This window comes from Steroidobacteraceae bacterium, from assembly GCA_041395505.1.
Classification (GTDB): domain Bacteria; phylum Pseudomonadota; class Gammaproteobacteria; order Steroidobacterales; family Steroidobacteraceae; genus JAWLAG01.
Genome location: JAWLAG010000002.1, coordinates 100,018 through 114,338, shown reverse-complemented (window position 1 = coordinate 114,338; position 14,321 = coordinate 100,018). Strand labels below are relative to the sequence as shown.

General features: G+C 65.0%; 16 protein-coding genes and 1 pseudogene. 9 read left to right on the top strand and 8 right to left on the bottom strand.

Going from position 1 to position 14,321, the window contains the following annotated elements:
• Positions 1–20: 20 nt before the first annotated feature.
• The 3 genes from tldD to R3E77_13190 all read left to right on the top strand — a co-directional run bounded on the left by tldD (position 21) and on the right by R3E77_13190 (position 2,177).
• Positions 21–1,469, top strand: coding sequence for a metalloprotease TldD (gene tldD / locus R3E77_13200; protein ID MEZ5500371.1), 1,449 nt, complete (start codon positions 21–23; stop codon positions 1,467–1,469).
• Positions 1,470–1,610: 141 nt separating this feature from the next.
• Positions 1,611–1,886: a hypothetical protein gene (locus R3E77_13195; GenBank protein MEZ5500370.1), complete on the top strand. Its 276-nt coding sequence runs from the start codon at positions 1,611–1,613 to the stop codon at positions 1,884–1,886.
• Positions 1,887–1,943: 57 nt separating this feature from the next.
• Positions 1,944–2,177 carry a hypothetical protein gene (locus R3E77_13190; GenBank protein ID MEZ5500369.1) on the top strand — a complete coding sequence of 78 codons (234 nt, stop codon included), beginning with the start codon at positions 1,944–1,946 and terminating at the stop codon, positions 2,175–2,177.
• A 16-nt stretch (positions 2,178–2,193) separates the two neighbouring features.
• Here R3E77_13190 and R3E77_13185 read toward each other — a convergent pair whose 3' ends face one another.
• Genes R3E77_13185 through yjgA form a run of 4 tightly spaced genes read right to left on the bottom strand, consistent with a single transcriptional unit; the run spans position 2,194 to position 5,683 of the window.
• Positions 2,194–3,492: an AAA family ATPase gene (locus R3E77_13185; protein ID MEZ5500368.1), complete on the bottom strand. Its 1,299-nt coding sequence runs from the start codon at positions 3,490–3,492 to the stop codon at positions 2,194–2,196.
• 10 nt (positions 3,493–3,502) lie between these two features.
• Positions 3,503–4,624, bottom strand: a complete 1,122-nt coding sequence (locus R3E77_13180) for a 5-(carboxyamino)imidazole ribonucleotide synthase (protein MEZ5500367.1) — start codon at positions 4,622–4,624, stop codon at positions 3,503–3,505.
• The gene (gene purE / locus R3E77_13175; GenBank protein ID MEZ5500366.1) at positions 4,621–5,127 is read right to left on the bottom strand and encodes a 5-(carboxyamino)imidazole ribonucleotide mutase; all 507 of its coding nucleotides are present in this window, start codon (positions 5,125–5,127) and stop codon (positions 4,621–4,623) included. The genes R3E77_13180 and purE overlap by 4 nt, the downstream gene beginning before the upstream one ends.
• Before the next feature lie 19 nt (positions 5,128–5,146).
• Complete coding sequence (yjgA, locus tag R3E77_13170; protein ID MEZ5500365.1) at positions 5,147–5,683, bottom strand: ribosome biogenesis factor YjgA; 537 nt, start codon at positions 5,681–5,683, stop codon at positions 5,147–5,149.
• Between the two features lie 91 nt (positions 5,684–5,774).
• Here yjgA and pmbA point away from each other — a divergent pair, with 91 nt between their 5' ends.
• Complete coding sequence (gene pmbA / locus R3E77_13165; protein MEZ5500364.1) at positions 5,775–7,112, top strand: metalloprotease PmbA; 1,338 nt, start codon at positions 5,775–5,777, stop codon at positions 7,110–7,112.
• On the opposite strand, the gene R3E77_13160 is transcribed toward pmbA, so the two are convergent.
• Complete coding sequence (locus tag R3E77_13160) at positions 7,096–8,424, bottom strand: YihY/virulence factor BrkB family protein (protein MEZ5500363.1); 1,329 nt, start codon at positions 8,422–8,424, stop codon at positions 7,096–7,098. The genes pmbA and R3E77_13160 overlap by 17 nt on opposite strands.
• A gap of 86 nt (positions 8,425–8,510) precedes the next feature.
• Here R3E77_13160 and R3E77_13155 point away from each other — a divergent pair, with 86 nt between their 5' ends.
• A complete protein-coding gene (locus tag R3E77_13155; protein ID MEZ5500362.1) occupies positions 8,511–9,338 on the top strand; it encodes a cobalamin-binding protein in 828 nt (275 codons plus the stop codon).
• A gap of 6 nt (positions 9,339–9,344) precedes the next feature.
• Here the strand turns inward: R3E77_13155 and R3E77_13150 are convergent, their stop codons facing one another.
• Positions 9,345–10,298, bottom strand: a complete 954-nt coding sequence (locus R3E77_13150) for a phosphoribosylaminoimidazolesuccinocarboxamide synthase (GenBank protein ID MEZ5500361.1) — start codon at positions 10,296–10,298, stop codon at positions 9,345–9,347.
• A gap of 85 nt (positions 10,299–10,383) precedes the next feature.
• Between R3E77_13150 and djlA the strand changes: the two genes are divergently transcribed.
• Positions 10,384–11,184, top strand: coding sequence for a co-chaperone DjlA (djlA, locus tag R3E77_13145; GenBank protein ID MEZ5500360.1), 801 nt, complete (start codon positions 10,384–10,386; stop codon positions 11,182–11,184).
• 32 nt (positions 11,185–11,216) lie between these two features.
• A complete protein-coding gene (gene rpe / locus R3E77_13140) occupies positions 11,217–11,912 on the top strand; it encodes a ribulose-phosphate 3-epimerase (protein ID MEZ5500359.1) in 696 nt (231 codons plus the stop codon).
• 71 nt (positions 11,913–11,983) lie between these two features.
• Here rpe and crp read toward each other — a convergent pair.
• Together crp and coq7 are read right to left on the bottom strand one after the other, a co-directional pair.
• Positions 11,984–12,619, bottom strand: a pseudogene (gene crp, locus R3E77_13135) (cAMP-activated global transcriptional regulator CRP).
• Positions 12,620–12,689: 70 nt separating this feature from the next.
• The gene (gene coq7 / locus R3E77_13130) at positions 12,690–13,319 is read right to left on the bottom strand and encodes a 2-polyprenyl-3-methyl-6-methoxy-1,4-benzoquinone monooxygenase (protein MEZ5500358.1); all 630 of its coding nucleotides are present in this window, start codon (positions 13,317–13,319) and stop codon (positions 12,690–12,692) included.
• Between the two features lie 132 nt (positions 13,320–13,451).
• Between coq7 and rplM the strand changes: the two genes are divergently transcribed.
• On the top strand, positions 13,452–13,880 hold the full coding sequence (gene rplM / locus R3E77_13125) for a 50S ribosomal protein L13 (GenBank protein ID MEZ5500357.1): 429 nt from the start codon (positions 13,452–13,454) through the stop codon (positions 13,878–13,880).
• A 27-nt stretch (positions 13,881–13,907) separates the two neighbouring features.
• Positions 13,908–14,300 carry a 30S ribosomal protein S9 gene (rpsI, locus tag R3E77_13120; GenBank protein MEZ5500356.1) on the top strand — a complete coding sequence of 131 codons (393 nt, stop codon included), beginning with the start codon at positions 13,908–13,910 and terminating at the stop codon, positions 14,298–14,300.
• The last annotated feature ends 21 nt before the right edge of the window (positions 14,301–14,321 follow it).

Here is a 14,321-nt window from a genome sequence, read left to right as displayed (position 1 = left end):
AAGCTCACACCGAGCGTCCCATGAACGATCCCATCACCATCGCGAGCGAGGTCATACTGCGGCCGACTGGCCTCGACCTGTCCGTCATCGACCGCATGCTCGCGGAACTCGGCGCTCGCTCGGTCGATGCCGCCGACATTTATTTTCAACTGAGCCGCTCGGAGTCCTGGTCGCTCGAGGACCGTATGGTCAAATCCGGCAGCGCGGCGATCGAGCAGGGCGTCGGGGTGCGCGCCCTGAGCGGCGAACGCAGCGGCCTTGCCTATTCCGACGAGCTGCATCTGCCGGCGCTCCTGGAGGCCTCGCGCGCAGCACGCAGCATCGGTGCAAGCGGCGCGAGCGCCGCCGTGCCGGTGCGCAGCACGAACGGTCAGCGTGCGTTGTATGGGCCAGCGGACCCGCTCGATTCGCTGGAGGACGCCGACAAGGCGCGTTGGCTGCATCGCATCGACGAGGCTGCACGCGCGGTCGATCCGCGCATTGTGCAGGTCATGGCGAGCCTGGTGAGCGTGCACGAAGTCGTGCTCATCGCGACCAGCGACGGCGCCCTGACGGCCGATATTCGCCCCATGGTCCGTTGCAGTGTGTCCGTCATCGGTGAAGCCGGCGGGCGTCGCGAGAGCGGCTATGCCGGCGGTGGCGGGCGTTTCGATTACAACGAATTGCTGAGCGGCGAGCGCCTGGTCGGCATGGCGCAGGAAGCTGCGCGCCAGGCGCTGGTCAATCTCGATGCCGTGCCGGCGCCTGCCGGAACCATGACCGTGGTGCTCGGACCGGGCTGGCCCGGAATACTGTTGCACGAGGCCATCGGCCACGGCCTGGAGGGTGATTTCAATCGCAAGGGGACGTCGGCGTTCTCGGGGCGCATCGGCGAGCGGGTTGCAAGCGCGGAATGCACGGTCGTCGATGACGGTACCCTGCCCGGAAGACGCGGCTCGCTCAATGTCGATGACGAGGGCACGCCCAGCCAGTGCACCACCCTGATCGAGAACGGCGTGCTGAAGGGCTATCTGCAGGACCGGCTGAATGCGCGCCTGATGGGCACCCGCTCGACGGGCAACGGCCGGCGCGAGTCGTTCGCCTCGCTCACCCTGCCACGCATGACCAATACCTATATGCTCGCCGGCCGCCACGACCCGAAGGAAATCATCGCCTCGGTCGAGCATGGTCTCTATGCAGTGAATTTTGGCGGCGGGCAGGTCGATATCACCTCCGGTCGATTCGTATTTTCCGCAAGCGAGGCCTATTTGATCGACAAGGGGCGGATCGGTGCGCCCGTGCGCGGCGCCACGCTCATCGGCAATGGCCCCGAAGTGCTGACCCGTGTCGCCATGGTCGGAAACGACCTCCAACTCGACGGCGGCATCGGCACCTGTGGCAAGGACGGCCAGAGCGTGCCGGTAGGCGTAGGCCAACCCACCTTGCGCATCGACGGGCTGACCGTCGGAGGTACGTCGGCGCTGGGTTGAGAAGCCTCCGTTTCTCGCGATTGCGATCAATAATCCCGCGCCCGACTGACGCCATTTGGCGTCAGACTTTCTGTCAAGCGGCGGCGCAGGATGCGCGTAATCCAGCAAGGTTGCGAGGGACGCCGCGACATAATTTCCATCTTGCCTCGCACCGGCGCATTTCCTGTGAAGCGCGGCACGCCGCACCTGCGCGCAGCCGACTACCTTTGTCGCCTCGAGACCCAAGGTTTACCGGAGACGGCGATGCACGTAGACAGCAAGGCTGACACGATCGAGCTCAAACTGCCGCAGGACCTCCTTGCCGAGGTGGCCCGTTCGACTCTGCCGCGCCCGCACGAGGATCTGCGGGTCAATCGTTTCCAGGTCTCGCTCATCGATCGGCTCTTCGCGCTCTTTTCTTCGCGAGCCAAGCGATAAGTCAACTGGCGAGCGCCAGGAGTTGCCAAAACCGCCACGCGTGCCGACAATGGCCGTGTGAGTACGCCGCAATTCCGTCTGCCCCGATCAATCTACGAGGCATTACCCTACCTTTATGCCCTGGGCGGGACGCTGCTCGCGGTTACCGGCTTCCAGTTGACCAACGCATGGTTGAGCGGCTTGCTGGTCTTCGCCGGATTGGCCGCACTGGTCTGCGGCAGCGCCATCTGGCTGCGCCGGCGCGATTATCGCTCCTCGCAGCGTGGCTACGAGGGATTCGACCAACTCTGAGCGGCGAACCTGCGCGTCAGGTTGACTCGTTTGCGTCCGGGTCGGCGAATTCGTCTTCGCCAGGATAGGTATCGCTGAAATCCTTTTCGCGAGGCAGGCGCTCGTCGAAATAAGTCAGTTCATGACGACCGATGGTGACAACGTCGCCGTCGTTGAGGTTGCATCGCCGCACCCGTTTTTCCTTCACGAAAATGCCGTTGGTGCTGTTGAGGTCCTCGATCACGCATGCAGTCTCGGTGGTGATGATCTGGCAGTGATGGCGGCTGATGAAGCGGCTGTCGATCTGCAGGTCGTTGTCGGCCGTGCGACCGACGATCTTGCGCCCGACGCCGAGCGACAATTCGGACACGAACGCGCCTTCGGTCGACAGCTGCAACCGCGCCAGCACCGCGCCGGGACCCGCGCGTCGTGGCATGAAGACCTGGGTTTCCCCGCCTTGCTGTGGTCCATCGCCGATTTGCGTCTGTGTTTCATCGTGGGTGACAGGCCGGGGTGCCGGCGCAACCCAGGGCGACCAGCGCAATTCCGCAATCGCGCTCTCGATGTCCGCCAGCGTGACCTCGGCTCGCTCCGCAGCAAACGCCGACATCATGGCGGTGTCGCAGAGCGTGTTGATGAGGCGCGGAACGCCACCGGTATAGCGGTAGATCGTGGGGTAGCTATCATCACTGAATATGCGCCGCCCCTCGGCGCCCGCGACTTCGAGCCGGTGTACGACGTAGTCGTGGGTATCGGCGGCACTCAGTGGCGTCAGGTGAAATCGCAATCGTACCCGCTGCACGAGCTGGGTGAGCTCCGGCGCATCGAGCTTGCCATTCAACTCCGGCTGACCGACCAGGACGATGCGCAGCACCTTGTCCTTGGTGGTCTCGACGCCCGACAGGAGCCGCACTTCCTCGAGCACCTTCGGCGAGAGGTTCTGCGCCTCGTCGATCACGAGCAGTACTTTGCGTCCCGAGGCATATTGCTCGACCAGGAAATCGTTGAGTGTCGCGAGCAGCTCGGCTTTTTTCATCTTGAAGGGCTTGAAGCCGAACTGCACCAGCACCGATTGAAGAAACTCCGACGCCGACACCTGGGTCTGGTTGATTTGTGCCACGACGATATCGGCCGACAATTCCTTGAGAAAAGTCTCGATCAGGGTGGTCTTGCCTGAGCCGATATCGCCGGTGATGATCACGAAGCCATCTGTGAACCAGATGGTCGACTCCATGTAGGCCTTGGCGCGCGCGTGATTCTTGCTGAGGTACAGGAACTGCGGGTCCGGGCTCAGCCGGAACGGCAATTCCTTCAACCTGAAGAATTCGAGGTACATTGGCTCGATATTACGTGAATTTCGGCCCCGGCAGCGACCTGGGGGGTCGCGGCATGACGAGCGACAGGACCTTCCGTGCCAGCCGGTCGCGCTTTCGGGCGCTGTCGGCCAACACTGTCAAATGACCGAGCTTGCGACCGGGTCGCGCGGTCTTGCCGTAGTCGTGCCAGTGCAGGTCCTCGATGGCAAGCAACGGCGCCTGCGCAGGCATGCGTCCGATCAGATTGACCATGGCCACATGGCGATGGGTCGTGGTCGCGCCGAGCGGCAGTGCGCAGATGGCGCGCAGATGATTCTCGAACTGGCTGGTCGCCGCTCCCTCGATGGTCCAATGGCCGGAGTTGTGCACGCGCGGGGCGATTTCATTGGCAACCAGACCGCCATCGCGGACGAAGAATTCCACCGCCATCACGCCGACGTAATCGAGCGACTCGAGGATCGCCGAAACGTGCCTCTCGGCAGCGTGCTGCAAGGCAGCGTTCGTGAGCGGCGCGCGGCTCAAGCGCAGAATTCCCTGCTCGTGCCAGTTCAGCGTGAGCGGGTAGAACAGTACCTGGCCGTCGCGACCGCGCACGGCAAGCGCGGATACTTCGTACTCGTAGTGGATCAGTTCCTCGTAGATGCAGGGCGCTCCAGCGACCTGCTGCCATGCCGCTGCGATGTCCTGCGCGCGGCGCAGCACGACCTGGCCCTTGCCGTCATAGCCAAGGCGCCGGGTCTTCAGTACGCCGGGGAGGCCGATCTCGCGAACCGCGGCGCGCAGGCCTCGTTCGTCGGCCACGGCGCGGCAATGCGTGGTCGGTACCTTGAGGCGACGGAACAGGTTTTTCTCGCGCAACCGGTCCTGGCCGATCTCGAGCGCGCGCAGTGGCGGCGCAAAGCGGTGGCCGGGTCCGAGCTGGCGCAGCGCGCCGACCGCGATGTTCTCCCAGTCGAAGGTGATCACCGCGCTCGCCGACCCCAGTCGACGCAAGGCGGCCCGATCCGTGAACGCGCCTCGCAGCGACTGAGTTACCTGGGCGGCGGGACCTGTTGCATCGGGGTCCTGCACGATGGTACCGACCCCCAGTGGATGGGCTGCCAGGGCCAGCATGCGCGCGAGCTGGCCGCCGCCCACGATCCCGACCTTCATGCGTCAGTCGGCGGCGGCTGTCGCGGATCGGGGTCCGCCATGATCAGTGCGGTCTGCGCGCTGCGCCACTGCCGCAGGCGTTTGTCGATATCGGCATGTCGCAATGCGAGGATTGCGGCAGCTGCGAGCGCCGCATTGGTTGCACCGGCATTGCCGATCGCAAATGTGGCAACGGGAATGCCGGCCGGCATCTGCACGATCGACAGCAGCGAATCGATGCCGTTCAATGCGCGCGACGCGATGGGCACTGCCAGCACCGGCAAGGTCGTCTTCGCCGCGGTCATGCCGGGCAAGTGCGCAGCGCCGCCCGCGCCAGCTATGATGACTTCGAGGCCGCGTTCGCGAGCCGTTTCCGCGTATTTGAACAGCAGGTCCGGCGTACGGTGCGCAGATACGACCTTCACTTCGTAAGCGACGGCCAGCTTGTCGAGCATTTCGGCCGCCGCGCGCATGGTCTCCCAGTCGGAACGCGAGCCCATGATGATGCCAACGAGTGCGGCCATCAGCGCATTCTAGCATGCGTCATCGCAGGGTCCCGGCGGCACGGCTCGCGATGGCACGCCCAAGTGCGCGTTCGAGCCTGCGTTCGGCCTCACGGCGATGCGATACCGGACCATGTCGTGCCGCGGCGATGATCGGGGCGAGGTCGGCTTTGGCGGATGCACCGAAGATAGCCGCGAACTCGGCGAGCGCCGTGTCGCCGCCACCCAGCAGGCGCTGTCGCCATCGATAGGCTTCGTGCGCCTGGCGCGCGGCACCGGCGCGTTCGGCATCGCGCTGCAGGATGGCACTGCGCAGCGCCTCGATATCCGCCTGGCGCATCAGGCGGCCGATCAGCTGCCGTTGCCGCGCGAGCGCACCGCGGCTGCGCAATTGCTGCGCCGCCAGGACCGCCTCGCGCAGCTCCTCGCCCAAAGGGAGCTGCGCGAGCTCTGTTGCGGTGAGGTCGATCAGCGCGACGCCGATGCGCTGCGCATCGAGTGCCGCGCGTTTGGCTGCACTGCGACTGGGTCGCTCATCGCCGGGGGCTGGATGGTCGAGGTCTGCGCGTGATCGCAAGCAACAATGCCTTCATCGCTCTCTGGACAAACCCTATCTTAGCCATTGGCGCTACGGTGCATAACCCGTCGAGACACTTTAAAATCGGCCGATGCACGATCTGGCGCGCAAACAGGCCGAACTCGGCGAAGCGGTCGCACTCTCGCTCAGCGAGGCGCGGCGGCTCGGTGCCTCCGCAGCGGAAGCGGATGCCAGCTTCCAGAATGGCTTTACGGTCAACGTTCGTCTCGGCGAAGTCGATACCGTCGAGTACCAGCGTGACCGCGCCCTCGGCATCACGGTGTACTTCGGTCAGCGCAAGGCGAATGCCAGTACGGCGGATTTCAAGCCACAGGCGGTTCGCGACATGGTGGACAAGGCCTGCACCATGGCCCGCTACACCGGCGAGGACTTCGCAGCAGGTCTTGCCGATCCGGTCGAAATGGCGCGCGAGCTTCCTGACCTTCGGCTTTATCACCACTGGGACCTCTCTCCCGATGAGGCCATTGTGCTTGCGCGCGACTGCGAGTCCGCCGGGCGCGAGGTGGCCGGTATTGCCAATTCCGAGGGCGCGGCCGTCACCTCGCACGATGGCGTGCGCGTGTATGGCAATACGCATGGTTTCATCGGCGGCTATCCGAGCAGCAGTCACAGCCTCAGTTGCTCGCTGCTGGCGGGCCAGGGCGATGCGATGCAACGGGACTACTGGTACACGACCGACCGCAATCCCGCCAATCTGACCGCGCCGGCGGAAGTGGGCCGGTTGGCTGCACAGCGCACGCTCGCGAGGGTCGGCGCTAGGCAGATCGATACACGGCGTGCACCGGTGCTGTTCGCGGCGGAACTCTCACGCGGTTTGTTCGGCGCGCTGCTTGGAGCCATCAGCGGCGGCAGCCAGTACCGGCGGGCCAGTTTTCTGCTCGACGCCCTTGGCCGCAGCGTATTTCCGCAGTTCATCAGCCTGACCGAGCGGCCGCATTTGCCGGGTGCGATGGGCAGCGCGGCCTTCGATGGCGATGGCGTGTCGACTCGCGAGCAGAGCTTCATCGCCGCCGGCGAGCTGCGCAGCTACGTGCTGTCCAGCTATTCGGCGCGCCGGCTCGGCATGCGCACCACCGGCAACGCGGGCGGCGTGCACAACCTGGTCGTCGAGTCGAGCGATGGCGCAACCGACTTCGAGGGCCTGCTGCGCCGCATGGGCAGCGGCCTTCTGGTCACCGAGTTGATGGGGCAGGGCGTCAATGGCGTCACCGGCGATTATTCGCGCGGTGCCGGAGGATTCTGGATAGAGAACGGCGTACTCGCCTACCCCGTGCACGAAGTGACCATCGCCGGCAATCTCGCCGACATGTTCCGCGGCATCGTTGCCGTGGGCAGCGATGTCGATCGGCGCAGTGCCATACACAGCGGCTCGGTGCTCATCGACAGCATGACTATCGCGGGGCGCTGAGCGCCGCTTCGTCGGTGTTCCCGATCAGGTCTCCGAGCGTACGATGCGCCAGCGCCGCGCGACGGGCGGCGCCGAGTTCGAGACCGAGCCGATCGACCGGCTGCAGGCTGCGCAAGCCGCCAATACGGCCGCTCATGCAATTGCGCGCGACTTCGAGGATGTCCTCGAGCGTGATGGCATCGATATCCCGGGCCGGCACCAGTACATCGTCGTCGGTCACGAGCAGCATATTGGCCTTCTCGAGCGCCGCAACCACCTGCGAGACGCCGATGCCGGGAACGGCTAGCCGGTCGGAGAGGCTCTGCATGGTCAGCAGCGGCTGTCCATGGGCGTGCCGCTCGCCTACCAGGTACATGATCTGCAGGGCGAGCGTCTCCATTTCGCTCGCCGACAGGCGCAGCGGCATCAGCCCAAGTCGCAGGTAGCTCGGATTCTGCAGGTAGAACGACAGCAGCGCTCCGACCAGCAGGATCAGCCAGCCGAAATAAGTCCACAGCAACGCCGCCACGATGATGGCGAATCCCGCATAGACGAGGGTGAGGCGCGCGGTGTAGAGCACCATCGCGGTGAACAGCTTGCCGACCGCCGCCCAGAGTACGCCGGCCGTCATGGCCCCGATGAGCGCCGGACGCCAGGCAACGCGCGTGTTCGGCACGAACATGTACATGCCGGTAAATACGGCGGTCACCATGGCGTAGGGTCCGAGCGCCACGGCGATCTCGATGGCCTTTTCCATCACTGCCAGGTTGCCGAAGCGGCGCAGCTGCGGAGCACCCAGGGCCGCGTGCGTCAGTCCCAGGAATCCCACCAGCAGCACCGGCCCGATGATCAGGAGCGCGAGGTACTCGGTGACCCGCCGCGGAAAGCTGCGCGGCAGGTCCACCCGCCACAGAAAGTTGAAACTGTCCTCGACTTTCTTGATCGTGCCAAGCAACGTCCACACGAGCAGCGCAAGGCCCACCGAGCCCACGATTCCGCTGCTGACGTTGTCCGCGAACTGCATGACGCGGGCCGTTATTTCACCGGCCGCGGCGCCCACCGGCCGGAAGAACTCGAAGATGACGGGCTCGAGATCGCGATGCGCACCGAAGCTCTTTAGGATCGCGAATGCAAACGCCACCAGAGGAATCAAGGTGAGCAGCGTCGTGTAGACGAGGCCCATGGCCCGCAGGTTGACCTCGCCGCGTGACAGGTCGCGCAGCACCGCGAACGGATAGCGAAGCAATCGCAGCAGCAGCGCGCCGATGCCGGTAGCGCTCGAGGATGGACCGAACAGGTAGCGCTCGAACCAGCCGAATACCCGCTCCCACATCGTCTCAGGTCTCCAGTGGCCGGGAACCTGTGCGCGAAGGTCCGACATGGCTGACAGTGGTCGCGCGCTTGGTTAGATTGGGTCCCATGCCCGCCGATTATCCACGACGAATCGTCTGTCTGACCGAGGAAACGACGGAAACCCTGTATCTGCTCGGCGCCGAGGATAGGATCGTCGGCATTTCCGGCTTTACCGTCCGTCCGCCGCGCGCTCGCCGCGAGAAGCCGCGTGTTTCGGCATTCACATCGGCGAAGATCGACCGCATCCTTGCCTTGCAGCCGGATCTCGTGCTGGGTTTCTCGGACCTGCAGGCCGACATCGCCGCGCAGCTGGTGCGCGCGGGCATTGCAGTGCACGTATTCAACCAGCGCTCGGTGGCGCAGATCCTGCAGATGGTGCTGCAGGTCGGCGGGCTGATCGGCGCCGAGCAGCCAGCCCAGGTGTTGCACGGGCAACTCTGCAAGGGCATCGAAGCCGTGCGGGTGGCGGCCGGGGGCCTGCGGCGCCGGCCACGCGTGTACTTCGAGGAATGGGACAACCCGCAGATCTCCTGCATCCGCTGGGTGTCGGAACTGATCGGCATCGCCGGAGGCGACGATTGCTTCGCCGAACTCGCCAGGCAGCCGCTCGGTCGGGATCGCATCATCGCCGATCCCGACGAAGTCGTGCGGCGCCAGCCCGACATCATCTTCGGTTCCTGGTGCGGCAAGAAATTCAGTCCGCGCACAGTGATGGCGCGCGAGGGTTGGGGTGCGATTCCCGCGGTGCGCGACGCTGCCGTCTTCGAGATCAAGTCGTCGATCATCCTGCAGCCAGGGCCGGCGGCACTGACGGACGGTCTGCAGGCGTTGCATGCACACATTGCGCGCTGGTCCGTGCCGGGAGATGAAGCTGCCGCAACGGCACCGGCGTGAACATGGCTATGCCGTCGCCGCAGGCGAGGTAAGGCGCCGGTAGGCCTCGGCGTATTTCTCCGCAGTGCGTTCGATGATCTGCGGCGGCAGCCTTGGCCCTGGTGCGCGCTTGTCCCAGTCGAGGGTTTCGAGGTAGTCGCGCACGAATTGTTTGTCGAAACTCGGCGGGCTACTGCCTGGCCGATAGCTGGCCGCGGGCCAGAAACGCGACGAGTCCGGCGTCAGCACTTCGTCGATCAGCGTAAGTCGGCCGTCATCATCGAGACCGAACTCGAACTTGGTGTCCGCGATGATGATGCCCCGCGCCGCGGCGTGTCGCGCGGCATGCGCGTACAGACGCAGGGACACTTCGCGTACCTGCGTCGCGAGTTCGCTGCCGATCAGGCCCGCCGCGGCCTCGAAGCTGATGTTCTCATCGTGATCGCCAACGGCCGCCTTGGTCGCCGGTGTGAAAATGGGCTGCGGCAGCTGTGCCGCCTGTTGCAGACCCGGCGGCAGTGCGATGCCGCAGACCATGCCGCTCGCGCGATAGTCCTTCCAACCCGAGCCGATCAGATAGCCACGCACCACCGCCTCGATCGGCAGCGCGCGAAGACGCGCGACGACCATCGAACGGCCAGCCACGATCTCGCGCTCGGCGGCCACCGGCACGACCTCGGTGGGGTCACGATCGAGCAGATGATTGGGCACGATGTAACGCAGCTCATTGAACCAGTAGAGCGAGATACCGTTCAGGACGGCGCCCTTGCCGGGTATCGGATCGGGCAGCACGACATCGAAGGCCGACAGCCGGTCGGTGGTGACGATCAACATCGACTTCTCATCGAGCGCATAGATGTCGCGAACCTTGCCGGTGTGCAGTTTTTCGAGACCGGTGAGCGAGGTGCTATGGACGAGTCGGGGCATGGCTTCGGGTATGAGTGTGAAGATCAGGGCCGCGTGCGCGGCGTTCGCGGCCACGCCTGTTAACATGCGCGCCACACGCGCCGAGCATCTTGCGGCCGCCAGGCGCGTACGGTCAAGACGACCGCTTGCGGGGCAGGACATGGCGAGATGGACGGGTAAATTGATCGGCGGTGTGATCGGGCTGTTCGCGGGTGGCCCAATCGGCGCGCTCGTCGGCGGCCTGCTCGGCCATCAGTTCGATCATGCAGCCGATGGCAGCGATGAGCTGGCGCCACAGCTGCCGCCCGCCGAGGTCGCGCAGCGCTTCTTCGCCGCCACCTTCGAAATCATGGGCTATGTGGCGAAGGCGGATGGCCGCGTGTCCGAGGCGGAGATCGCCGCGGCAAGCGCGATCATGGAGCAACTGAAACTCGACGATGCTTCGCGGCGCGCCGCCATCGAATGCTTCGGACGCGGCAAGGCGCCGGGCTTTGCGCTCGGCGATGCTGTCGCCTCGTTGCAGCGTGCCTGCCGCGGCCGCGCCGACCTGCGCCGCATATTCATGGAAATCCAGTTGCGCGCCGCGCTCGGCGGCAGCGACATGGCAGGACCTGCGCGCCAGATCCTGCAACGCATCGGCGCCAGTCTCGGCGTCTCGGCACTCGAGCTCGCGCATCTCGAGGCTGTGCTGCGCATTCGGGGCTCGACCGCAGGCGCCGAACCGTCGAGTGCCGCTGCGCGCCAGGGTGCATTACGTGATGCCTACGAAGTGCTCGAGATCAACGACACGGCCACGGACCCGGAAGTCGCCAAAGCCTACCGGCGTCAGTTGTCGCGCCACCATCCGGACAAGCTCAAAGCCAACGGCCTGCCCGAGTCCATGCTCGAACATGCCAAGGAGCGAACCCGGCAGATCATCGAGGCCTATGACCTCATACGCAAGACGCGCGGGACCGGCTGAACCTCGCCAGTGAGTCGCGTAGACTAGCGCCTGTGCCCGCCAAGCCCTGGATAGCCCCGTCGATACTGTCAGCCGACTTTGCCCGCCTGGGCGAGGAAGTCGAGGCGGTGCTGCGTGCCGGGGCCGACCTCATTCATTTCGACGTCATGGACAATCACTACGTGCCGAACCTCACAGTCGGTCCGCTGGTGTGCAGTGCACTGCGCAAGCACGGGATCAGCGCGCCGATCGACGTGCACCTGATGGTGCGGCCCGTGGATGCATTGATCAGCGAGTTCGCACGCGCCGGAGCGACCTACATATCCTTCCATCCCGAGGCCAGCGATCACGTCGACCGTAGCATCGAGCTCATCCATGCCGCAGGCTGCCGGGCGGGCCTGGTACTGAACCCGGCGACACCGCTCGATGTGCTCGATTACACGCTTGCCGAGCTCGATCTGGTGCTGGTGATGTCGGTCAATCCCGGATTCGCGGGCCAGCAGTTCATACCGCTCGCGCTCGAGAAGCTGCGCGCGATTCGCCGCCGGATCGATGCGGGCGCGCGGCCGGTGCGGCTGGAGATCGATGGTGGCGTCAAGGTGGACAACATCGGCGCCATAGCGGGTGCGGGGGCCGACACCTTCGTCGCCGGATCGGCAATATTCGGCAGCGGCGATTATGCCGCGACCATCAGCGCCATGCGGCGCGCGATTCAATCCTCGTCGTCGTCATCATCATCGTCGTCGTAGCTGCTGCGCACCGCCGCCGGACTCGCCTTCCCGGTGGCCGGTACGACGACCGGGCGCGTTTTCATTTTCGGGCGCGCATTGAACACCACGATGGTCTTGCCGGTGGCGCGCAACAGGCCTTGCTCCTCGAGCACCTTGAGCACCCGTCCCGCCATTTCACGTGAGCAGCCGACCAGTCGCGACAGTTCCTGCCGCGACACCTTGATCTGCATGCCCTCGGGATGCGTCATGGCATCGGGCTCGCCGCACAGATCCATGATGGCATGAGCGACACGGCCGGTAACGTCGACGAAGGCGAGGTCACCCAACTTGCGATTGGTGCGATCGAGGCGCGTCGCCAGCTGGGTCGCCAGCTCGAAAATGAGCCCCGGGCTTTCCGCCGCGATCTGCCGAAAACGCGGATAGGTCATTTCGGCCAGCTCACACTGGTTGCGCGTACGTACCCAGGCGCTGCGCGTCGGCTGTTCGTAGAACAGTCCCATTTCGCCAAAGAACTGTCCCTTGTTGAGATAGGCGAGGACCATTTCATTGCCTTCCTCGTCCTCGATCATCACCTCGACCGAGCCGGAGATGATGTAGTAAAGGACATCGGGCATGTCGCCAGCGTGGATCACCACGGTCTTGGATGGCACTGTCCGAATACGGCAATAGCTCAAAAACCGGTTGATTGCCGGAATCTCGCTCAGTGGCTTGATGTTCTCTTCCATTAGCGCAACGTCTCCCCAGGGTCCGCCATGGCCGATGCCTGGCATCGACTGGCGGCGAATTATTACATATTCAAAGCCAATAGGCTGTGCTGGTCATTACGCGCGCCGCTGCCCGCATCAGTGACTGCACTGGCGCGGGCAGCTCGATGCCACCGGCGGCAGCAGCGTTCGCACCGTGCGCCGCTTCGTCGCTGCACATCGCGGCAACGATGCTGCGGCTCCTGTGATCATCCGCAGGCAGACGTTCGAGATGGCCATGCAGATGCGCTTCGACCTGGCTCTCGGTTTCGCGCACGAAGCCGAGGCTCACGCGATCGCCCGCGAGTCCTGCGATCGTGCCGATCGCAAATGAACCGGCATACCAGAGGGGTTTCAACAGCGATGGTTGGCTGCCGAGTTCATGCAGGCGCTCCTCGCACCAGGCGAGATGATCCTGCTCCTCGGCGGCCGCTCGATGGAGAAAATCGCGCGTCCCTGCATCGCGCGCGAACAAGGCCTGGCCCTGGTACAAGGCCTGGGCCGCGACCTCGCCGGCGTGGTTGACACGCATGAGGCCCGCGGCCTCGCGCCGGGCGGGTTCGCTGAGACTGTCCTGTGCTGCGGCGGGGGCGCGGCGGCGAGCCACCGGCGGGGCCGCCAGGGCGCCGAGTGCCTGCCCAAGTGTGCCCAGAAGCTGGTCGAGGGGCCCCAATTCGCGCATGCACTCATTATATGTCCCCACGGGGGCAGGGGCCGAGTCCCGCCCCGGACCGCCACTTTGCATTGGCAGGGTGGCTTCAAGTACACTTCCCGGCCTTTTTTGGTACCCCCGGACCCCCAAGGTTCTAAGCATATGAAGACTCAGTTCGCCAAGCCTGGCGCCGTACGCGGCGACTGGTACCTGGTCGACGCCTCGGGCAAGACGCTCGGGCGCCTTGCCACTGAAATCGCCCATCGCCTGCGCGGCAAGCACAAGGCCGACTACAGCCCGCACGTGGACATGGGCGATCACATCGTGGTGATCAATGCCGGCAAGGTCGCTGTTACGGGCAACAAGCTCAACGACAAGATCTACTACCGGCACACGGGGTTCATCGGCAATCTCAAGTCGATAGCGCTCGGCAAGCTTCTCGAGCAACGCCCGGAGCGGGCCATCCAGTTCGCCGTCAAAGGCATGCTGCCGAAGAACACCCTGGGCCGGCGCATGTTTCGCAAATTGCATGTGTTCGCCGGCGACAGCCACCCGCACTCTGCTCAGCAGCCGAAGGCGCTCGAGCTCTAACCCCATCTCAGAAGGACGATCCCAGCCATGGCCTCGACTCAACCCTACGGAACCGGACGACGCAAGACCGCGGCAGCGCGGGTCTATCTGCGGCCCGGGAGCGGCAAGATCACCGTCAATGACCGACCGCTCGAAGAGTTCTTCGGTCGCGAAACAGGCCGCATGATCGTGCGACAACCGCTCGAGACCATCGAGATGCAAAGCCGGTTCGACGTGGTCGCGCGGGTAAGCGGCGGCGGCACCACCGGGCAGGCAGGCGCAATCCGCCACGGCATCACGCGCGCCCTGATCGAGTACGACGAAAATCTGCGCAAACCCCTGCGGGCTGCCGGTTTCGTCACGCGCGATGCGCGCGAAGTCGAGCGCAAGAAGGTTGGCCGTCGCAAGGCGCGGCGCGGAACGCAGTACTCGAAGCGCTGATCGCGGTCCGTCGGCCTGTCA